This window comes from Hymenobacter sp. YIM 151858-1 (genome assembly GCF_025979705.1).
Lineage (GTDB): Bacteria > Bacteroidota > Bacteroidia > Cytophagales > Hymenobacteraceae > Solirubrum.
The window spans coordinates 1969985-1991089 of sequence record NZ_CP110136.1; the positions used below are offsets into that span (position 1 = coordinate 1969985).

Annotated in this window: 17 protein-coding genes; 9 read left to right on the top strand and 8 right to left on the bottom strand. The window is 61.0% G+C overall.

Annotated elements, in window-relative coordinates:
* Positions 1–47: 47 nt before the first annotated feature.
* Positions 48–947, bottom strand: coding sequence for a carboxypeptidase-like regulatory domain-containing protein (locus OIS50_RS08770; protein ID WP_264693954.1), 900 nt, complete (start codon positions 945–947; stop codon positions 48–50).
* A gap of 115 nt (positions 948–1062) precedes the next feature.
* Positions 1063–3360, bottom strand: a complete 2298-nt coding sequence (locus OIS50_RS08775) for an aconitate hydratase (protein WP_264693956.1) — start codon at positions 3358–3360, stop codon at positions 1063–1065.
* A gap of 182 nt (positions 3361–3542) precedes the next feature.
* Here OIS50_RS08775 and OIS50_RS08780 point away from each other — a divergent pair, with 182 nt between their 5' ends.
* Entirely contained in the window at positions 3543–4841 is a 1299-nt protein-coding gene (locus tag OIS50_RS08780; protein WP_264693958.1) for a peroxiredoxin family protein, read from the top strand.
* Between the two features lie 257 nt (positions 4842–5098).
* Here OIS50_RS08780 and OIS50_RS08785 read toward each other — a convergent pair whose 3' ends face one another.
* On the bottom strand, positions 5099–5659 hold the full coding sequence (locus OIS50_RS08785) for a GNAT family N-acetyltransferase (RefSeq protein WP_264693960.1): 561 nt from the start codon (positions 5657–5659) through the stop codon (positions 5099–5101).
* A gap of 106 nt (positions 5660–5765) precedes the next feature.
* Positions 5766–7151, bottom strand: a complete 1386-nt coding sequence (locus OIS50_RS08790; protein WP_264693962.1) for a cytochrome P450 — start codon at positions 7149–7151, stop codon at positions 5766–5768.
* Positions 7152–7366: 215 nt separating this feature from the next.
* Between OIS50_RS08790 and OIS50_RS08795 the strand changes: the two genes are divergently transcribed.
* The gene (locus OIS50_RS08795; protein ID WP_264693963.1) at positions 7367–7681 is read left to right on the top strand and encodes a hypothetical protein; all 315 of its coding nucleotides are present in this window, start codon (positions 7367–7369) and stop codon (positions 7679–7681) included.
* Positions 7682–7768: 87 nt separating this feature from the next.
* Here the strand turns inward: OIS50_RS08795 and OIS50_RS08800 are convergent, their stop codons facing one another.
* A complete protein-coding gene (locus OIS50_RS08800) occupies positions 7769–8758 on the bottom strand; it encodes a polyprenyl synthetase family protein (protein ID WP_264693965.1) in 990 nt (329 codons plus the stop codon).
* Positions 8759–8872: 114 nt separating this feature from the next.
* Here OIS50_RS08800 and OIS50_RS08805 point away from each other — a divergent pair, with 114 nt between their 5' ends.
* The 3 genes from OIS50_RS08805 to folK are packed head-to-tail and all read left to right on the top strand — an operon-like array spanning position 8873 to position 11163.
* The gene (locus OIS50_RS08805) at positions 8873–9739 is read left to right on the top strand and encodes a DUF3667 domain-containing protein (RefSeq protein ID WP_264693966.1); all 867 of its coding nucleotides are present in this window, start codon (positions 8873–8875) and stop codon (positions 9737–9739) included.
* Between the two features lie 41 nt (positions 9740–9780).
* Positions 9781–10659, top strand: coding sequence for an alpha/beta hydrolase family protein (locus tag OIS50_RS08810; protein ID WP_264693968.1), 879 nt, complete (start codon positions 9781–9783; stop codon positions 10657–10659).
* 3 nt (positions 10660–10662) lie between these two features.
* Complete coding sequence (gene folK / locus OIS50_RS08815) at positions 10663–11163, top strand: 2-amino-4-hydroxy-6-hydroxymethyldihydropteridine diphosphokinase (RefSeq protein ID WP_264693969.1); 501 nt, start codon at positions 10663–10665, stop codon at positions 11161–11163.
* A 1-nt stretch (position 11164) separates the two neighbouring features.
* On the opposite strand, the gene OIS50_RS08820 is transcribed toward folK, so the two are convergent.
* The 3 genes from OIS50_RS08820 to OIS50_RS08830 form a co-directional block, all read right to left on the bottom strand.
* Positions 11165–12358, bottom strand: a complete 1194-nt coding sequence (locus tag OIS50_RS08820; protein ID WP_264693971.1) for a hypothetical protein — start codon at positions 12356–12358, stop codon at positions 11165–11167.
* A 60-nt stretch (positions 12359–12418) separates the two neighbouring features.
* Positions 12419–13303, bottom strand: coding sequence for an ACP S-malonyltransferase (gene fabD, locus OIS50_RS08825; protein ID WP_264693973.1), 885 nt, complete (start codon positions 13301–13303; stop codon positions 12419–12421).
* Positions 13304–13566: 263 nt separating this feature from the next.
* On the bottom strand, positions 13567–16431 hold the full coding sequence (locus OIS50_RS08830; RefSeq protein WP_264693975.1) for a gliding motility-associated C-terminal domain-containing protein: 2865 nt from the start codon (positions 16429–16431) through the stop codon (positions 13567–13569).
* A gap of 248 nt (positions 16432–16679) precedes the next feature.
* Here OIS50_RS08830 and OIS50_RS08835 point away from each other — a divergent pair, with 248 nt between their 5' ends.
* From OIS50_RS08835 to OIS50_RS08850, 4 genes are all read left to right on the top strand, one after another.
* Positions 16680–17420, top strand: coding sequence for a succinate dehydrogenase cytochrome b subunit (locus OIS50_RS08835; protein ID WP_264693977.1), 741 nt, complete (start codon positions 16680–16682; stop codon positions 17418–17420).
* A complete protein-coding gene (locus tag OIS50_RS08840; RefSeq protein ID WP_264693979.1) occupies positions 17420–19354 on the top strand; it encodes a fumarate reductase/succinate dehydrogenase flavoprotein subunit in 1935 nt (644 codons plus the stop codon). The genes OIS50_RS08835 and OIS50_RS08840 overlap by 1 nt, the downstream gene beginning before the upstream one ends.
* A gap of 120 nt (positions 19355–19474) precedes the next feature.
* Complete coding sequence (locus OIS50_RS08845; RefSeq protein WP_264693981.1) at positions 19475–20230, top strand: succinate dehydrogenase/fumarate reductase iron-sulfur subunit; 756 nt, start codon at positions 19475–19477, stop codon at positions 20228–20230.
* Positions 20231–20381: 151 nt separating this feature from the next.
* Positions 20382–20909, top strand: a complete 528-nt coding sequence (locus tag OIS50_RS08850) for an NADPH-dependent FMN reductase (protein ID WP_264693983.1) — start codon at positions 20382–20384, stop codon at positions 20907–20909.
* Positions 20910–21105 lie beyond the last annotated feature (196 nt).

The following is a 21105-nucleotide window of genomic DNA, read 5'->3' on the forward strand; positions in this document are numbered from 1 at the left end:
CAAAGCTCGGGATAATAAGAGCATCAAGCCGTGTTGCCTTGCGCAGCTTACCGAAACCACCTAATGCCGACGCTCAAGTTTATTTCTTTATACCGTTGGCCTACCTGCTGGTAACTGACTGCACAAGTGTAGCGCGTTCTGAATAAAGTTGAAAGAATGCTCTGCCATTGCCATTGTTTCTGCCACCACCCAACCCGGCTCGTAAGCTCGAAATATTGCTTATGCAGTACTCCAAAACGATACTGACTCCCCACTTCCAATCCTGCACGAGTGTATCTGTATTCGCCATCAATAATGCGTGCCTCACCTAAGGCTAACCAGATGGGCAGCATGCGGTTGCCATAAGAGAAGTTGCCACCTAGGCTCAACCTTTCAAAGGCAAAAAGCGCTTTGTTGAGCTGAACATACTGATACTCTGCAGCTAAGTCGACATTGACATTGCAAGAGGCAATTAATTCGTCTATGCCGATTGTAGCAGAACGAACTATGCTGCTTCGTCCGGTTTGATACCCTAAGGCGATCCGCGCCGCTGGCTGCATGTAGCTGTTGTGTAGTAGATAAGGCCAGAATAAGGTGGCTTGTCCTCCAAAGGGAGTGTTTCGCACCCCCGAAACAAGTCTAGCTTCTACGTAGGGACGGTAGAAGTAATCTACTATGCACTCCACTCTCATGCGTACCGCTACGCTGTCGTGCGAATGCACCAACAAGCGCTGAGTTTGGTAACCAACAGAACGCACAACTATCGTGGCCGTGTCTTTTCCTATGTCTAACTGAAAAGCTCCTTTGTCATCAGTAGATGAGCCGGTTGTTGTGCCCGCAATGAGTATCTCTGCATTTTGAAGAGGATTACTCGTACTTCTTTCCAGCACAACTCCGCGCACAACACTTTGAGCAGAGCTTCCTAGCCAAGCAAACATTAGTACCAACAGCGCTAAGTAATGCCTCATTGAGTAGGTTGTTTGATTACTGGCTAGATGCGAGTCCTCTCGTTATTCCATAAACAAAACCGGCCGCTCCCACCTAGGGAAGCGGCCGGTTTGCTATGCAGCTATCCGCTCAGAATTACTTCTGCGACAGCGCGCTGGCTTCTGTCGACTGCTGCAGGCGAATCAGGTTGAGGGCCGAACCAGCCTTAAACCACTCGATCTGGCCCTCGTTGTAGGTGTGGTTCACCGTGATGAGGTCCGTGTCGCCGTCGGTGTGGTGCAGACGAATCTGCAGCGGCTTGCCGGGGGCAAACTCCGTCAGGCCGAGGATGTCGATGGTGTCGCCTTCCTCAATCAGGTCGTAATCGGCCTTATTGGCGAAGGTGAGGGCCAGCATGCCCTGCTTCTTCAGGTTGGTTTCGTGGATACGTGCGAACGACTTCACGATGATGGCGCGCACGCCCAGGTGGCGGGGCTCCATGGCCGCGTGCTCGCGCGACGAACCTTCGCCGTAGTTCTCGTCGCCTACTACCACCGTGCCGATGCCCATCGACTTGTAGTTGCGGGCCACTTGCGGTACCGAGTTGTAGGTTTCGCCCTGGCTCACGAAATCGCGCACCTTGTTGGCCTCGCTGTTGAAAGCGTTGATGGCCCCGATGAGCATGTTGTTCGAGATGTTGTCCAGGTGACCACGGTACTTCAGCCACGGACCGGCCATCGAGATGTGGTCGGTGGTGCACTTGCCTTGGGCCTTGATGAGCAGGCGCAGACCCATCAGGTCGGTGCCTTCCCAGGGCTTGAAGGGCTCGAGCAGTTCGAGGCGGTCGGAGTTCGGATCGACGATTACCTGCACGCCCATGCCGTTTTCGGCCGGGGCCTGGTAGCCAGCGTCCTCCACGGCGTAGCCTTGCGGCGGCATTTCGAGGCCACGGGGCTCATCCAGCTTCACTTGCTCGCCGTTTTTGTTGGTGAGCGTGTCGGTGAGCGGGTTGAAGGTCAGGTCGCCGGCAATAGCGAAAGCCGTCACGATTTCGGGCGAGGCCACGAACGCGTGCGTGTTCGGGTTGCCATCGTTGCGCTTAGCGAAGTTGCGGTTGAACGAGGTGATGATCGAGTTCTTGCGCTTGGGGTCGTCGGTGTGGCGGGCCCACTGGCCGATGCACGGACCGCAAGCGTTGGCCAACACCACGCCGCCCATCTGGGCGAAGGTGTCGAGCAGGCCGTCGCGCTGTACGGTGTAGCGTACCAGCTCCGAGCCCGGCGTTACCGTGAACTCGGCGTTTACCGTCAGGCCTTTGGTCACGGCCTGCTCGGCTACCGAAGCAGCACGGGTGATGTCTTCGTACGACGAGTTGGTGCACGAACCGATCAGACCAACCTCGAGGCGGGCGGGCCAGTTGTGCTCCTTAACGGCCGCAGCAAACTGCGAAATCGGCCAGGCAGCATCCGGAGTGAAGGGGCCGTTTACGTGCGGCTCCAACTCCGAGAGGTTAATCTCGATCAGCTGATCGTAGTACTTAGCCGGGTCGGCCAGTACTTCGTCGTCGGGGCGCAGGTGCTGGGCTACGCCGTTGGCCATGTCGGCAATTTCGGCGCGGCCGGTGCCACGCAGGTAGGTAGCCATCGACTCATCGTAGGCAAATACCGAGGTGGTGGCCCCGATTTCGGCGCCCATGTTGCAGATGGTTGCCTTACCTGTGCACGACATGTTTTCGGCACCCTCGCCGAAGTACTCCACGATAGCGCCGGTGCCGCCTTTTACGGTCAGGATACCAGCAACTTTCAGAATTACGTCTTTGGGGGCCGTCCAGCCGCTCAGCTTGCCGGTCAGCTTCACGCCGATCAGCTTCGGGAACTTCAGCTCCCACGCCATGCCAGCCATTACGTCAACGGCATCGGCACCACCTACGCCAATGGCAATCATGCCGAGGCCGCCAGCGTTGGGAGTGTGCGAGTCGGTGCCGATCATCATGCCGCCGGGGAAGGCGTAGTTCTCGAGCACCACTTGGTGAATAATGCCGGCGCCGGGCTTCCAGAAGCCGATGCCGTACTTGTTCGATACAGAGGCCAGGAAGTCGTAAACCTCCTTGTTCTCGTCGTTGGCTACGGCCAGGTCTTCGGCGGCGCCGTCGCGGGCCTGAATGAGGTGGTCGCAGTGCACGGTGGAGGGCACAGCCGTTTTGTCGCGGCCGGCTTGCATGAACTGCAGCAGGGCCATTTGGGCGGTGGCGTCCTGCATGGCTACGCGGTCGGGCGCGAAGTCAACGTACGATACGCCACGCTCAAAGCCCTGCGTGGGTGTACCGGCATACAAGTGGGCGTATAGGATTTTTTCGGCCAGCGTGAGGGGGCGGCCCACCACGCGGCGGGCAGCTTCTACTCGCTCGCCCAGACCGTTGTACACGGTCTTGATCATGTCCAGGTCAAACGCCATGGGATATCAGCGGGAAAAGGGTGACAAAACCAAGCCAAAGTTGGCAAGGCGCAAATATAGGCCCCACCACCCGGCAGACAAACTTTATATTCGCCCTCCGGTTGTACGCGGGTTTGGCGGCTACGTTGGGCTGCCAAGTGTACTTTTCGGGGGTCTATTGCGCCCATATTTATTTACAACAGATGACTTTTCGTTTCGTTTCGGGCCGCCTGCTTTTGGGCAGCGCCGCCCTGCTGGCGTCGGTGCTGACGGCCTGCAACTCCGGTTCCGACAAAACTGCTGCTGATACCGTGGAAAAAACCAGCGCGGCCTCGCCGCTGAAAACCGGCCCCTGGCGCGGTGCTCTGAAAACCCAAGGTCAGGAAATTCCTTTCCTGTTTGAGGTAGCCGAAGAAGGCAGCAAGCAGGTGGCCTATCTAATTAACAAAGGCATCAACGGCGAGGAGCGCCTGAAGCTGGATGAAATCAGCACCGCCGGCGACTCAACCACCATTAAGTTGCATGTGTTTGATGCTGCCTTGGTGGTGCGCCCTGCTGGCGAAGGCAAGCTGACGGGCACTTGGGTGAAGTACGACGCCCCCGAGCCCTACCGTGTACCGTTTGAGGCTACTCAAAGCAATGAACTGTTTGGTGCCGCAAAGGGCCAAGCGCAGGATTTTGCGGGCACTTGGGCTACTACTTTCAAAGACGACGAAGGCAGCACCACACCTGCGGTGGGCATCTTCAAGCAAAACGGCTCGGAGGTTACAGGCACGTTTCTGACCACCACGGGCGACTACCGCTACTTGGCGGGCCAAGCCGATGGCAACACCGTGCGCATGACCACCTTCGATGGCAACCACGGCTGGCTCTTTACGGCACAAAAGCAAGCCGACGGAACACTGAAAGGCGACTTCTACAACGGCAAATCGGGCCACGAAACCTGGACAGCTAAGCTCGACCCGAACGCCAAGCTGCCCGACGCCAACGCCCTTACCGGCATGAAGCCCGGTCAGAAGCGCCTCGATTTCAAATTCCCGAACATCTACGAAGGGGGCAGCATCTCCCCCACCGACCCCAAGTACAAGGGCAAAGTAGTGGTGGTGCAGGTGCTGGGCTCGTGGTGCCCCAACTGCATGGACGAGACCAACTTCCTGGCGCCGTGGTACGAGAAGAACAAGCAACGCGGCGTGGAAATCATCGGCCTAGGTTTTGAGCGCAGCCCCGACCAGAAGGCAGCCGCTCAAAAGCTGCTGAAAATGAAAGAGCGCCTGAACGTGGGCTACGATTTGGCCGTGGCCGGCATGGCCAACAAAGACTCGGCTAGCAAAGCCCTGCCCCAGCTCTCGAAAGTACTGGCCTTCCCCACCACCATCTTCCTGGATAAGAAAGGCGAGGTGCGCAAAATTCATACGGGCTTTAGCGGCCCCGGCACCGGCGAGTACTACCAGAAGCAGACCGAGGAGTTTAACAAAACCATCGACCAGTTGCTGGCTGAGTAAGGGCTGTCGTTGTAAAGAGGAACAGCCGCCCCCTCGGCTGTCATTGCGAGCCAAGCGAAGCAATCCTTCCTCTCGCGGCACCACCGTTCAGCCACCACCAACCGAAAAACGCACCGCCCGACTCTTAGTATCAGGAGTCGGGCGGTGCGTTTTTCGGTTGGCTACCAGGTTTTTGCTTAGTACTGGCTGAACAGCTTACCCTGCTCAGGACCGATTGCTTCGCTTGGCTCGCAATGACAGCCGAGGGGAGCGGCCACCTAGGTGCGGATGCGCTCCAGCAGCACAATGGGCTCCTCGTGGTAAGTGGTGCGGGCAAACTCCCGGAAACCGAACTTACCGGCCAGGCGCAAAGAGGCTTCGTTGTCGGGGTCGATGATGCAGGTAATGCGGTTGGTGGGGAAGTTTGTATCGGCCCAGGCCAGCGCTGCCTCCAGGGCTTGGCTGGCGTAGCCGCGGCGGTGCACGCGCGGCGACAGTACCCACCCTGCCTCGGGCGTGCCTTTGATGGAGGGGTTCAGGTCGCGCTGATAATCGAAAAAGCCTACCCCTCCGATGTAGCGGCCGGTGGCTTTTTCCTCGATGGCCCACGAGCCGTATCCCAGCATGGCCCAATGCCCAAGTTGGCTCAGGATGCGGCGCCAAACCTCTTCCTCGGTATTCGGCTTGTTGCCTAGGTAGCGGAAGAAATCCGGGTCGGTGTGCATGTCGGCCGACTCGTGCAAATCATCGAGCTTGGGGCCGCGCAAAATGAGGTCGGCGGTTTCGAGCCGCGGCACCAGATCTTGCGGGGCGCTTAATAGGCTTAAGGGCAGTGTCATGGGGCAATGATAGCACGCCCGCGCACAATGCGCCACGCAACCACATCAATATGTGAACGGGGCGGTGCCGGCACGGGCTGCTCTTCGCTGCTGGCCTGCCCAGCACCTAGGCGCGCAGCCGGAACTGCAGCGTGATTTCGGCGCGGGGGCGCAGCGTGATGAGCGGGCGCAGACCCGGCGCGGGCTGGGCCACCCATTCCACCTCGAAGCGGCGCAGGGTTTCGAGCAGTACCAGCTGCATTTCGGTGAGGGCAAACTGGTTGCCGATGCACAGGCGCGGCCCGCCGCCAAACGGCAGGTAGGCGTAGGCGGGCTGCTCGCGCAGCTGCTCCTTGCCGAAGCGCTCGGGCCGGAAAGCTTCGGGCTCGGGCCACAACCTGGGCAAGTGGTGCACGCCGTAGATGTAAGCCGAAATAAGCGTGCCTTTGGGCAGCTTCAGGCCGTTGTACTCGTCGTCTTCGAGGGCTTGGCGGTCTACGATCCAGGCGGGCGGGTACAGCCGCATGGTTTCCTGAATTACCTGCAGCGCGTACGGCAGCTGGGGCAAATCCTGAAAAGCAGGGCGCCGCTCACCTAGGGCTGCTCCCATTTCGGCGCGCAGCTTGGCCACTACCTCCGGGTGCTGAGCCAGCAAGTACCACAGCCACGACAGCGCGTTGGCGGAGGTTTCGTGGCCGGCCACGAGCAGGATAATGGCTTCGTCGAGCACCTGCGCCTCCGTCATGGGCTCGTGGGTGTCTTCGTAGCGCGCATCGAGCAGCATTTGCAGCAGGTCGTCTTTGCCGGCGCCTCCCTCCTGCTGCCGCTGCCGAATGTACTTGAGCACCAGTTGGCGCATTTGCGCAGCCAGCTGATCGTGGTAGCGGAATTGGCCCTTCACAGCCAGCCACGGCTTTAGGTAAGGCTGCCTGAGGGTGCGGGTGTAAAAAGCCTGAATATCGGTGAGCAGGTGAGCCAGTTGCTGCAGCTCGGCCTCGCTCATGCTGGTGCTGAACACCGAGCGCGCAATAATGCGAAAAGCCGTAGTCGTCATCAGCTCGTGCACCGCCACTGGGGTAGCGCCGCCTTGCTGCCGGGCCTGCGCCACCACGGGCTCCAGGCATTCGTCAATTACCTGCAGCATGGTTTCGGTAAGAGCCGCAATGCGCTGCCGATGAAAGCCCGGCTGAATAAGCCGGCGCTGCTGCAGCCAGTAGCTACCCTCGGAGGTAAGCAACCCATGCCCTAGGTAGCGCGCCACCCCGTGCGACATCTCCGACTTGGGATAGTTACGGTGGTTTTTCTGCAGAATGTGCTGAATCAGGCCCGGGTCGCGGGTGAGCAAGGTGGGCCGGATGCCGCCCATGTGCAGCCCGATGGTTTCGCCTAGCTCATCGAGGTACTGCGTGATGATGGGAATGGGGTTCTCGGCCAGCGCCAACGAGTTGCGAAAAGCCCGCAAGCGCGGCACTTGGGGCAAAGCAGGCGAAGCCGCCGAAGCAGAAGCATTCATACAAAAGGCGCTAACAAGGGCCACTGAGCAAAAGCGCCCCAAAGTACACCTAGGGCAGCCGCCAGCCAACGGTGGCAGCGGCTTTTGCCGGCGCGGGCACCTAGGCCAGTTACCTTTTTCGGCGTTCGTGCGTACCACTAACCGGGGCTAACCCGCGTTAGCACCTAGGCCGTTCGGCGCCTCATTCCTTAACCCAAAACCAAACACCTCCCCGTATGTGGATTCAGCAGAAAGCCAACCAGCCAGCTCCCATTACTGAGTTGCAAGGTCACACCGTGGGGCTCAAGTTCGAGTGCAACGAGTGCCACACCGAAGTTTTCACGGACCTGATCGGCATTCCGGCCCCCGACCACCTCGCCAACTCCATGGAAGACGACGGCCAGTTTGAGAAAGAAGAAATCAAATGCCCCGGCTGCGAGATGGTTCACGAAATCACGGTAAAAAGCACCTTCGACGGCGTAACGTTTGATATATCGGACGTGGCCGCCGACAAAGTTAGCTACCAGATTCCGCCGGCCGAGCAGCACTAGTAACAGAAGCCGCAACAGGCCAGAAAAAACGCCGCCCGAAGCAGATTGCTGCTTCGGGCGGCATGCGTTTAGGCCGGTTGAGCCGTCTTATTTTTCTCGCTCGATGGTGTAGTCGATCAGCTGCGCCAGTGAGGTGCGGGCCGGCGACTCCGGAAAGGTGTTCAGGATTTGCAGGGCCTCGTCGCGAAAGCGCGTCATGCACTCGATGGCGTACTCCAAACCGCCCGATTTTTTCACGAACTCAATTACCGACTGCACGCGGTCGGAGCGGCCGTCGTTGTTCTGCACATTATAAATGATGCGCCGCTTCTGCAGCCACGAGGCTTCGCGCAGGGCGTGGATGAGCGGCAGCGTCATCTTCTTCTCCTTAATGTCGATGCCCACGGGCTTGCCGATTTCGGCGGTGCCGTAGTCGAACAAGTCGTCCTTGATTTGGAACGCCATGCCCACTTTCTCGCCGAACAGGCGGGCGCGCTCCACGGTGGCTTTATCGGCTCCGGCCGATGAGGCCCCCACGGCCGTGCAGGAGGCAATCAGCGAAGCGGTTTTCTGGCGAATGATGTCGAAGTACACGTCCTCGGTAATATCGAGGCGGCGGGCTTTTTCGATCTGCAGCAGCTCGCCTTCGCTTAGCTCGCGCACGGCGTTGTTCACGATTTTGAGCAAATCGAAATCGTCGTTCTCCAGGGCCAAGGCCATGCCGCGCGAGAGCAGGTAGTCGCCTACGAGCACGGCAATCTTGTTTTTCCAGAGGGCGTTGATGGAGAAGAAGCCGCGCCGGTAGTTGGAATCGTCCACCACGTCGTCGTGCACCAGCGTGGCCGTGTGCAGCAGCTCGATGAGGGCCGCCCCGCGGAACGAGGCTTCGGGCAACGGCGCGGTAGGGTCGGCGCTAACGGTGTGGGCCGTCAGAAACACGAACATGGGCCGCAGCTGCTTGCCTTTGCGCTTGATGATGTAGCCCATGATCTTATCAAGCAGCATCACCCGCGTTTGCATGGACTGGCGGAATTTGGTTTCAAATTCCTGCATTTCGGCCGCTATCGGGGCCTGTATATCGTCCAGCGTATATCTCATGCGGTGGTTGGGCGCGCAATGATACGCACGCGGCGGCAGTTTTTAAGCTGAAGGGTCGGGCAGAATACGGCGGATGCTTAGTTTAGGCCAACCACCACCAACCAATCACCTGCCGTGCCGGCCACCACCACTGCCACCGTTACCAGCTGCGCCAACTGCGGCACCGCGCTGCAAGGTGCTTACTGCCACAGCTGTGGCGAAAAGCGCCTCGGCTACCACGACTACGCCCTAGGTCATTTTCTGGAGCACGCCGTGGACACCACCACGCACTTCGATTTTAAGGTACTGAAAGGCATGTGGAGTTTGTTGGCCCGGCCCGGTCGCATGACGGCCGACATCCTGCGGGGCCGCCGCGTGCCCTGGCCCAAGCCCTTGCAGCTGTTCCTGATTGCCAACCTGCTGTTTGTGTTTGTGGCGCACCGCATCGGGCTCAAAATATTCAACACCCCGCTCAACTACCACCTCGACAACTGGTACGGCCGCTGGGCCCTGGAGCAGATCAACAACCTGACAATCAGACGCAAAACCAGCGCAGCGCAGCTAACCGAGCAGTTCAACCACTTGGCCGATGTGCTGTCGAAGTCGCTCATCTTCGTCTTTATTCCGTTGGTGGCCTTGGCCCTCGCGGCCCTGCTATGGCGCCGGCGCCGCTACTACCTCGAGCACGTGGTAACGGCCACGCACTACATGAGCTTACTGCTGTTGCTGCAATTGCTGATGGTGGGCCCGGTGCTATTGTTGCTGCAGGCGGCGCCCTATGTGCTGGGGCGCCCCCTCACCTACTCCGAGTCCGATCAGACCATCGGCGTGCTGATGCTGCTGGCCCTCACGGGCTGGGGCTACGGCCTGCTGCGCCGCACCTACGGCGGCGGGCGGTGGCTGCCGCTGCTGCAGGCTTTGGGCCTAAGCCTGGTATTTGCCTGGCTGCTGATAAGCGTGTATCGTCCGTTTTTGTTCTTGGTTACGTACCTTCTGCTGTAACCCTCAACTGTCGGGCTTTCGGGCCCATTGCCCCCTGTTCTATGCCTGCTGCCGCAACCCTCACCCGCCTCGATTTTGTGCTCAAGCCCGCGCACCACGCGCGGCCATTTGCCGCCGACGCCCGTTTTGTGCCCGATGGCAAGCCCAAGCCGGTGGTGGTGTTTGTGCACGGGTTCAAGGGGTTCAAGGATTGGGGCCACTTCAACGTAATGGCCGATTACTTTGCCCTGCGCGGCTTTGTGTTCGTGAAGCTCGATCTGTCGCACAACGGCGTGGTAATTGGCGGCACCGGCGACCTGGAAGACCTCGACGCCTTCGGCCGCAACAACTTCAGCATCGAGCTCGATGATATCGGCTGCCTGCTCGATGCCCTGCACCAGCCCGGCGCCACCCCCGTGCCGCCCGCCGAAATGGACCTAGGCCGCCTGTACCTCGCGGGCCATAGCCGCGGCGGCGGCTTGGTAATGCTGAAGGGCGCTGAGGACAAACGCGTGCGGGCCGTGGCGGCGTGGGCGCCCATTACCAACGTAAACCCCGGCTGGCCCGAGCCCATGATGCAGCAGTGGCAGCAGGCGGGCGTCATCCACGTCGAAAACGCGCGCACCAAGCAGCAGCTGCCGCTGTACTTCCAGATTGTGGAAGACTTCCATACCAACCGCCTGCGCCTCGATATCCCGCACAACGTGCGCCGCAAGCTGCGCCAGCCGCTGCTCGTGATTCATGGCGACCAGGACGAGACCTTGCCCGTACAAAAAGCGCACGAGCTGCCCCGCTGGAAACCCGACACCGAGCTGGTAATATTGCCGGGCGCCGGGCATATGTTTGGCGGCGCACACCCCTGGGATGCCGAGCACCTGCCCGAGCCCGCCCACGAGGTAGCCGAGCGCACCATTGCCTTCTTTCAGCGCCAAGCCTCCTAGGCCATGAACCACAAGCACAACGCCTACCTTTTGCTCGGCTCGAACCTGGGCGACCGGGTAGCTACCCTGCACCGCGCCCTCGTGGCGCTGGCCGCCAAAGCGGGCAAAATCGTGTCGGTTTCGGCCGTGTACGAAACCGCCGCCTGGGGCAACGAAGGCCAGCCCGCTTTCCTCAACCAGGCCATTTTGCTGAATACCGACCTAGGCCCCGAGCCGCTGCTCGACGTGTGCCAGCAAGTAGAACAAGAGTTCGGCCGCGAGCGGCTGGAGCCCTGGGGCCCGCGCACCCTCGACGTCGACATCCTCTTCTTCGACGACGTAGTGCTGCACACCGAGCGCCTCACCATACCGCACCCCCGCCTGCCCGAGCGCATGTTTGCCCTGGCGCCGCTGGCCGACATTGCCACCGCCTACGTGCACCCCGAGCTGCACAAAAGCGTAGCCGATTTGCTGGCCGATTGCCCCGATAAACTGCCCGTGGAGCAGTGGATGGGCGACCTTTAACCTAGGGTGCCTGCTTGCCTGGGTGCTGGGGTACCACCAAGGGCTGCACCGGCCGGTTGTGCGAAAAGCGCGCTACCCGCACGGCACGCACCGCGGGGTACAGCAGCCAAACAGCCAGCACCCACACCACCCAGCGCCGCTTCGCGGCAGCTTCGGAAACCAGCGCGGCCAGCACCACCACAAACGGGCCGTACACCACGGCGCAGTACCGCTCCACGTCGTACACGTTGCCGCCGCTGCGGCTTACTACCGTGGTGCCCATGTGGATGAGCAGGTATACCACCACCGCCACGCTCAGCAGCCGTATCAGGCGGTGGCTTTGCTGCCAGCTTAGGTACAGCATGCCGGCCAGCAGCACGAGCAGCAGCCCCGCAAACACCCAGTGCTTGGGCCACTCGGCTTGTTGCACCGGCAACAGCCAGCGCACCAGCACGTAGCCGTAGTCGGCCAGGGCTTCGCGCAGGCCCTGCCAGCCTTTGTTGCGGTAAAACTCGGGCCGCGGCGCTACCATGCGGGCATAAATCAGCCAGGCCAAAGCCATTAATCCGCCGACGGCCCCGTGCAGCAGCAGGGCGCCGCGTTGGCGGCGCCACGCATCGGGGTAAGCCAGCAATACGCCCAGCCCCACGCCCACCAGCAGAAACAGCCCCGAGGTGCGCTGCAACGGCAACAGCACCCCCAACGCGGTAGCCGCCAGCCACCACCTGGGGCCGCCGCGCTGCAGGTAGTGGTACAGCGCCACCGCGTACAGGCCAAACAGCAACCCAAACACCGGCTCCGACCACACAAATTTGGCCGTGGCCAGCCACGGCGTGGCGCAGCCCAGCGCCAGCACCGCGCCGGCGGCTATCGGCCGGTTGGGCACTACCCGCCAGGCCAGCCAGCCCCAGGCACCCAGGCAACCCAGCAAACTGATGCCGTTCAGCACGCCCACCCATGCGCCGGGGTTGCCCATGCCGGCCGAAAGCAGCACCGGGTACAGCGGCCCCCACCAGCGGTAAGGCGTGCCATCGGGGTTCAGCAAGTGGCCGTGCTCGGCAAAGCTGCGAGCCGCCGCGAGGTAGTAATACGAATCGGCCGTAACGCCGGGCCCCGGCCCGTAGGCGTACGCAAACAAGCCCAACAACCAGCCCGCTGCCAGCAAGCTGATGATGAGCCTGCTGGCACTCCCTCCTGTCAGCCGCGGCTGCTCCATGCACCTAGGGCGAAAAGCAGAAGAGCCGGCAGTGGGCCGGCTCTTCCTGTTATCGAAAGCTTACTGAGCCGAGGCGGTAGCAGCCTGGGGCGAAATCTTCTTCACCAAGCCTTGCAGCACCTTGCCGGGGCCGCACTCCACAAACTCGGTGGCGCCGTCCAGGGTCATGCGCTGCACCGACTGCGTCCAGCGTACCGGCGCGGTCAGTTGGCTGATCAGGTTCTGGCGGATTTCGTCGGGGTTGGTGTGCGGGGCAGCGTCCACGTTCTGGTACACCGGGCAGCGGCCCGCCGTAAAGGTGGTACGGCCAATGGCCTCGGCCAGCGCCGCCTCCGCCGATTGCATCAGCGGCGAGTGGAAAGCCCCGCCCACCGGCAGCGGCAGGGCGCGCTTGGCGCCGGCAGCCTTCAGGGCTTCGCAGGCCTGCTCGATGCCCAGCTTCGAGCCGCTGATTACCAGCTGGCCGGGGCAGTTGTAGTTGGCGGCCACTACCACGTTGCCGGCCTGCGTAATTTCCTGGCAGATGCGCTCCACGGCGGCATCGTCGAGGCCCAGGATGGCGGCCATGGTGCCGGGCTGCTCCTCGCAGGCGGCTTGCATGGCCTGGGCGCGGCGGGCCACCAGTTGCAGCGCGTCTTCAAACTGCAGTACCCCCGCCGCCACCAGCGCCGAAAACTCACCTAGGGAGTGGCCGGCTACCATGTCGGGCTGCAGGCCGGGCGTGGCCACAAACTGCGCCACCGAGTGCACGAAGATGGCAGGCTGGGTTACGTCGGTGCGGCGCAGGTCGTCGTCGGAACCCGTGAACATGATATCGGTGAGCGAAAAGCCCAGGATTTCGTTGGCTTGCTGCATCAGGCGCTTGGCCTCGGCGTGTTGCTCGAAAAGCTCGCGGCCCATGCCCGTAAACTGGCTGCCCTGGCCGGGGAATACTACTGCTTTCATCAAGAGGGAAAATCGATGGAAGAAACGGTGGCGGGCACGCGGCCCGGTTTAGCAGCGGCTAAACAGGCCGCAAGGTGCGCAATCAGGGCCTTATGCGCAAAACCGATGGCCCGGCCCTAGGTGCCCGGAGCCGTTTGGGCCGGCCTGCCCCGAGGTGCCTTGGCTGCCTACACCCAGCCAGCCCGTTGGCACCTAGGGCCGGGGCACAAAAAAACGGGCTGCCGGTGGTCGGCAGCCCGTTTCGAAACACTTGCTGAGGGCTTTTACCGCATCAGCTCTACCCAGCCTTTAAAAATTCGGGTGGTTCGCTTGAGGTCGGCAAACTCCACTTCGATCAGGTAGTAGTAAGTGCCGGCCGATGCACGGGCGCCCGTGTCGCCGCCTTCGTTGCCGCGGCCCCCGCCGCCGTTCCACAGCGTCAGGTCGCTGGAGGCGGTGCCCTCGTACACCTTCGCGCCCCAGCGGTTGAATATCTGCACCTTGGCGCGGGTTACCGGGCTGGCGAAGATGGGCTTGAAGGTGTCGTTGCGGCCGTCGCCGTTGGGCGTGAAGATGTTCGGCAGCACAAAAATCTGGCAGTTATCCTGGCACTCGATGTTGCTCTGCACGCTCGAAGTGCCGGCCGAGTCGACGGCAATTACCGCGTAGCAGCCAGCCGCCGAGGCCAGGTTGCGGTGCACGAAGCTTTGCACCGGCGTGCGGCCGATTTCCGTGAACTCGCCCTCCTCGGTGGGCCGGAACAGCACCCGGTAGAAGGCAATGTTGCGGCCGCAATCGGCGGGGGTATTGCCCAGCGTCCAGCGCAGGTAGTTGTTGTAGCGGGCCTGCCCGCCGCGCGGCAGCGCAGCGGCTACGCTGTCGCAATTAATGGGGCGCAGCGTGAGCACCGGCGGGCACGGAATAGAGGCCAGCGTAACGCAGCGCACCTGGCTCAGGTTGACGAGGTTGCTGGGCAAATTGGGCGCGCCGTAGGTACCCACGGTTTCCACGTAGTAGCAGTACGTCTGGTTTTTGCGCAGCGGCTGGGCCGCGGTGCCCCGGTCGGTAAAGGTGCCGCTGGTGCGCGTCACCACGGTATCCGCAATCAGCGTGAAAGCGGTAGCACCGGGGTTGCGGCGGTAAATGCGCGTGCGCCGCTGGCTGTTATCCCAGGGCACGTTGTACGTGAAATTAAGCTTGATGGAGTTGCCCACCGCATTGGCCACGCCGTTGAGGCGCACGCTGCTGGCCGGACCGGCATTCTCCACAATGGCCGCCGAGTTGGGCTGCGTCGACACGTTGCTGAAGAACTCGAGCCGGTAGGTGTAGGCCTTGGTTTCGGTGTCGAGGTTCGTGTCGACGTGAACCGTATCGTCGAGGTTGCTGATGGTCCGGACGAGCGTGTAGCCGCCCGTGGAGGGGTTCTGGCCTTCGCCGCGGAACAAGCGGTAGCCCACCGGCGGGTTAAAACCCGACGAGCTGACCGGTTTGGTCCACTTCACGGTGATCTGCCCGGTGGCCGCGTCGGTGCGGTCGACGGTAACGTTGGTGAACAGCGCCGCCCGACCCTCCAGCGTTACGCACACTTCCCGCGAGGCAATGCTGGCCCCACCGGCCGGCCGCGGAAACTCGGCGTAGATGCGGTAGCAGTAGGTTTTGCCCCGATCAAGCCCCCGGCCGCCGTTGTCGTCGGTGAAAGAAACCACGTTGCTGGCTACCGAGCCAATTTGGGTGTAGCCGGCGCTGGCCGGAATACCGGTTTCGCAGGGCCCGGGCCGGAATGAGGACGTGTTTTCCTTCCGGAAAATAAGAATGCGCGACGCGTTGGAACAGATGTACCGGTCCCAGTTGAGCACGATGGAGCCACCCTGCGGCCGGCCCACCAGGTTGGCCGGCGGCGGCCCTACCACCGTAATGCGCCACGGCCGCTCGTCAATCAGCGGCGAGGTAGCTCCGGGCGGCTGGTCTTGCACCTTAAACACTACCTGCGTGGGGTCGGAGGCTACGTCGGAGCAGCTCGTCGTCCACTGAAACACGCCGGCCACGTAGCCGGGCCGGCTGATGGTTTGCCGGAACGTAGCCGGCGGGAAAATCCCTCCGAACGCCTGCAACTGCATGGTATGGTTATCGGGGTCGGTGCCGGTGATGGTGCGCGTGATGGTGGCTCCTGCTATTACACAGGTGTCGCGTGGTACAAACACCGTGGGGCGCTGGTTATTCGAGGCCACTACCGTAATCTGCATATCGCGGATAACCTCCCCGATAATGCGTCGGCCGCCGTTGGCATCGCGCCGCCACTCCGTTACAATAAATGCCACGTTGTAGTCGCCGATACCGCGGAGGCTGGGCGCATTCCACACCAGCTGCCCGGTTCGGGGGTCAATCACCAGGATGGCCGGCTCCCCTACCTGCGCCGCGGGCGGGCCGGCATACGGCACCTGCACGCCCCCCGGCGATACGCTCTGCTCATTGGGGTAAGCATAGCCCGGCACGGGCGTGGGCTGGGGCCGGTTGCGGTTGGTGGTGGCCGTGGTAATGCCCACTACGCCGCGCGGCTCGCGCTGGCACACCACCAGTCGGTACGACAGCGAGTCGCCATCGGGGTCGGAGGCGGCGGGGTTGTGCAGAAACACCTGCCCGGCGGTAGCCCGATCAACGGCCGGCGCGTTGAGTACCGGCGAGTTGTTGGCCCCCACAATCGGGTCGATGGTGATGCGCGTGTGGATGTAGAAGTTCTGCGCATCCGAGGCCTGCATGTTCCGGATGCCCGTGGCCCGGTTCTCGCCGATAAAGCTCACGAAGTAGCTGCCCGGCGCGTTGTAGGTGTGCTCGAAATTGTAAACGTTCCGCAGAATATCGTTGCCGATGTTCGTGCGGCTGGCCACGCTGATGGCGTTTACACCGCTGGTGGTGCCGTCGCCGTAAAATATCGTCTCCGTCTCATCCTGCGCCGCCGGCGAGCGGGAGTCGGTGTAGATGATCATCTGAAAAATGATCCGCAGCGGGTTGTTGGGGTCGGCGCGGGCCTGGATGTCGCCTGCGCGGATGTGCGTAGCCATTGCCTGCCCGGCCACCAGCCACAGTGCAAATACCGTCAGGAGGGTAGCGAGCTTTGGGAAAGCCCGGCTATGAAGTAGCGGAAGCGTCATATGGCTAGTCCGTTGGAAGCGTCGGCGAGAGGTGAAGAAGATGCGGAAAAATCCGCGAGCAACCTAACAAAAACCGTACAGGTTGGGTTAGTACAATAGTACGATGTGTGTAACGGTTCAACAGCCTAGGTGGTTTGGCTAGCTTCCGGGCTTAATTACTGTTCGGCTTAGGTTACATTGTTTCGTACCGGGTCGGGCAGTACCTTTGACCGGTACAACCGACCATTTTCTCACCCTTTCGTTCCCCTATGAGTTGGCTTAGCAAAGCGCTTACCAGCAGCATCGGCCGCAAAATCATTGTGGCCGTCACGGGTTTGTTCCTGTGCTCGTTCCTTGTCGTTCACTTGGTTGGCAACTTGCAGTTGTTCAAGAACGACGGCGGTGTTGCTTTCAACATCTATTCCCACTTTATGGGCACCAACCCGGTCATTCGGGTGATGGAAATTGTGCTGGTGGCGGGTTTCGTGTTTCACATCTACGAAACCTACATGCTCACCGTCCGCAACAAAGCCGCCCGCGGCGCCCAGGGCTACGTCGTCAACCACAACGAGCAGAACTCGCCCTGGCAGTCGCGCAACATGGGCCTGCTGGGCACCATTATCCTGATTTTCCTGCTGGTACACCTCTACAATTTCTTCTACCGGGCGCGCTTCGGCGAGCTGGACCCGGACATCAACAACAACGACGACTTGTTTACGCTGGTGGCGTCGTCGTTTAAGCAGTGGTGGTACGTGGTGCTCTACGTGGCCGCGCAAATTGCGCTGGGCTTTCACTTGGTGCACGGCTTCAAAAGCGCCTTCCAGACGTTGGGCCTCACCCACCGCAAGTATACCCCGGCCATTACCTACACCGGCTACGCGTTTGCCATTCTGGTAGCGGCTGGCTTTGCCATCATGCCGCTGTACTTCTACTTTCTGACCGACGACAACTATCAGCCTGTGTGGGCCGTGAAGCCGTTGGTGGACACCATTAACCTCGCGCTCAACTAATGAAACTGGAGTCGAAGATTCCCGAAGGCCCCTTGGCCGAAAAATGGGAAAAGCACAAGTTCAACGTTAAGCTCGTAAACCCCGCCAACAAGCGGAAGTACGACGTAATCGTGGTGGGCACCGGCTTGGCCGGCGCTTCGGCCGCCGCCTCGCTGGCCGAGCTGGGCTACAACGTAAAGGCCTTCTCCTTCCACGATTCGCCCCGCCGCGCGCACTCTATTGCTGCGCAGGGCGGCATCAACGCTGCTAAAAACTACCAGAACGACGGTGACTCGGTGTACCGCCTGTTCTATGATACAGTAAAAGGTGGCGACTACCGCGCCCGCGAAGCCAACGTGTACCGTTTGGCGCAGGTATCGGTAAACATCATCGACCAGTGCGTGGCGCAAGGTGTTCCCTTCGCCCGCGAATACGGCGGCTTGCTGGCCAACCGCTCGTTTGGTGGCGCGCAGGTAAGCCGCACGTTCTACGCCCGCGGCCAAACAGGCCAGCAGCTGCTGCTAGGTGCCTACTCGGCCCTGTCGCGCCAGATTGCTTACGGCAAGGTGAAGATGTACACCCGCACCGAGATGCTCGATCTGGTGGTGGTTGACGGCCAGGCCCGCGGCATCGTAACGCGGAACCTGATTACCGGCGAAATCCAGACGCACGCGGCCCACGCCGTGCTGCTGTGCACCGGTGGCTACGGTAACGTGTTCTACCTGAGCACCAACGCCAAGTATTCGAACGCTACCGCCGCCTGGCGCGCGCACAAAAAGGGAGCTTACTTTGCCAACCCCTGCTTCACGCAGATTCACCCCACCTGTATCCCGGTATCGGGCGACTACCAGTCGAAACTGACGCTGATGTCGGAGTCGCTGCGTAACGACGGCCGTGTGTGGGTGCCTAAAACCAAGGAAACGGCCGAGCGCCTGCGCGCTGGCCAGATCAACGTAAACGACATTGCCGAAGAGGACCGCGACTACTTCCTGGAGCGCAAATACCCGGCCTTCGGTAACCTGGTGCCCCGCGACGTAGCCTCGCGCAACGCCAAGATGATGTGCGACGAGGGCCGTGGCGTAGGCCAGTCGGGCCTCGCAGTTTTCCTCGATTTCGCCGACGCCATCAAGCGCAACGGCGCCGATTGGGTAAGCCAGAAGTACGGCAACCTGTTTGCCATGTACGAGAAGATTACCGGCGAAGACCCTTACCAGCAGCCGATGCGCATTTACCCGGCGGTGCACTACACCATGGGCGGCCTGTGGGTTGATTACAACCTGCAAACCACCGTGCCGGGTCTGTACGCTTTGGGCGAGTGCAACTTCTCCGACCACGGCGCCAACCGCCTGGGTGCTTCGGCACTGATGCAGGGCCTTGCTGATGGCTACTTTGTAATTCCCTACACCCTGGGTGATTACCTGGCCCAAACGGCACCCAAGCCCGTAACCACGGAGCACGCCGCCTTCCAGCAGGCCGAAACCGAGGTGCGCGAGCGGATTGCCAAGTTCATGAGCATCAACGGCAACCGCACGCCCACCGAGTTCCACAAGGCCCTAGGTCATATCATGTGGGAGTACTGCGGCATGGCCCGCACGGCCGAGGGCCTGCGCTTTGCCAAGCAGGCAATTCAGCAGCTGCGCAAGGAGTTCTGGAGCGATTTGAAAGTGGTTGGTGTTAACGAAGAGCTGAACCAGACACTGGAAGCCGCCGGCCGCGTGGCCGACTTCCTGGAGCTGGGTGAGCTGATGGTTGACGACGCCCTGAACCGCAACGAAAGCTGCGGTGGCCACTTCCGCGAGGAGTACCAGACGCCCGAAGGCGAAGCCCTTCGCGACGACGACAACTTCGCCTACGTGGCCGCTTGGGAATACCAAGGCGACAACGTGCCCGAAGCGCTCCACAAAGAGGAGCTTAGCTTCGAGAATGTGAAGCTTACGCAGCGTAGCTACAAGTAAGGTTATAGGGCTTAGGGACTTAGGGGTTAAATTCACCCTCTTCCCTGCCCTAACACCTAAGTTCCTAAGACCTAATACCTCAGAAATACAATGGCCGGTAATAACCCGAATGCCAAACCCATGAACCTCACCCTGCGCGTGTGGCGGCAGCGCAACCGCAACACCGACGGGAACTTGGTTGACTACCAGGTGCGCGACATTTCGCCCGAAATGTCGTTCCTGGAAATGCTTGACGTGCTCAACGAGGACCTCCTCCACAAAGGCGAGGAGCCCGTTGCCTTCGACCACGACTGCCGCGAGGGTATTTGCGGTTCGTGCAACCTGTTCATCAACGGCCGTGCCCACGGTCCCGAGCCCGGCACGACTACCTGCCAGCTGCACATGCGCAAGTTCAGCGACGGTGACACCATCGTTATCGAGCCCTGGCGTGCGGCTGCCTTCCCCGTGAACAAAGACCTGAGCGTTGACCGTTCGGCTTTCGACCGCATCATCCAGGCTGGCGGCTACGTGTCGGTAAATACCGGTGGTGTACCCGACGCCAACGAGATTCCGATTCCGAAGAACATTGCCGACCGTGCGTTTGACGCCGCTACCTGCATTGGTTGCGGTGCCTGCGTGGCAGCCTGCAAAAATGCTTCGGCTATGCTGTTCGTATCGGCCAAGGTGTCGCAGCTGGCGCTGCTGCCCCAGGGTCAGGTAGAGCGCAAAACCCGCGTTGAGAACATGGTGGCCCAGATGGACAAGGAAGGCTTCGGTGCTTGCTCGAACATCGGCTCGTGCGCAGCCGAGTGCCCGGTAGGCATCTCGCTCGAAAACATTGCCATCCTGAACCGCGAGTTCCTGGCGGCTAAAGCAACTTCCAATAACCTTGCGTAGCACTTAGTAGTTAAGTGCTGCGAAAGCGGAAAAGCGAAACGGCCCTCCGTTTCGCTTTTCTTTTGCCCCTGCCGTGCCTGCCTGGCATTGCGGCGCGCCATATCACCTAGGGCGCCGTTGCCTCAGGCCTTATCGTTTTGCTTCTGATCAGATGATTACCATTGTTGCCGGTACCAACCGGCCCCGCTCGCGGGCGCGCCTCCTGAGCAACCTGTACGCGGCCACGCTGCAAGGCCTGGGTGCCGAGGCACAACTGCTCGACCTGGCCGAATTGCCCGCCGATTTTATTTCGACGGCCCTCTACGACCATGCCGGCCGCAACAACGAGTTCAACCGTTTGGCTAGCCTGGCTAGCCAGGCCGATAAGCTGGTGTTTGTGGTGCCCGAATACAATTGCTCGTATCCGGGCGTGCTCAAGGCATTCATCGATGGGCTACCGTACCCAGGCGGTATCCGCAACAAAAAGGCAGCGCTGGTAGGGCTATCATCGGGTGCGCAGGGTGGGCTGCTGGCCCTTACGCACCTAAGCGACGTGCTGATGTACCTGGGCACAGCAGTGTTGCCGTTACGTGTGCGCCTACCCAACATTGAGGAGCACCTGACGCGCGAAGGCGAGCTGAAGCACCCGCTGTTTCAGGACTTGCTGCGCCAGCAAGCCGAGGAGCTTATCCGGTTTTAGCCACTGCGTGTTAATGGTGGTGAGCACTACCCATGCCACCTACGTCTTGTTCTGGCCAGGCTGTTGCTAGCTGAAATTATGCGCCCTTATGGTGCGCAGCAACGTATTCGGGTTGCCGGTTTCAGCAGGCCTAGGTGCAGCTGCATTGTTACGCTCTTCACAAGTAATGATGCGAGGCTGTCGTGGTTGGCACATA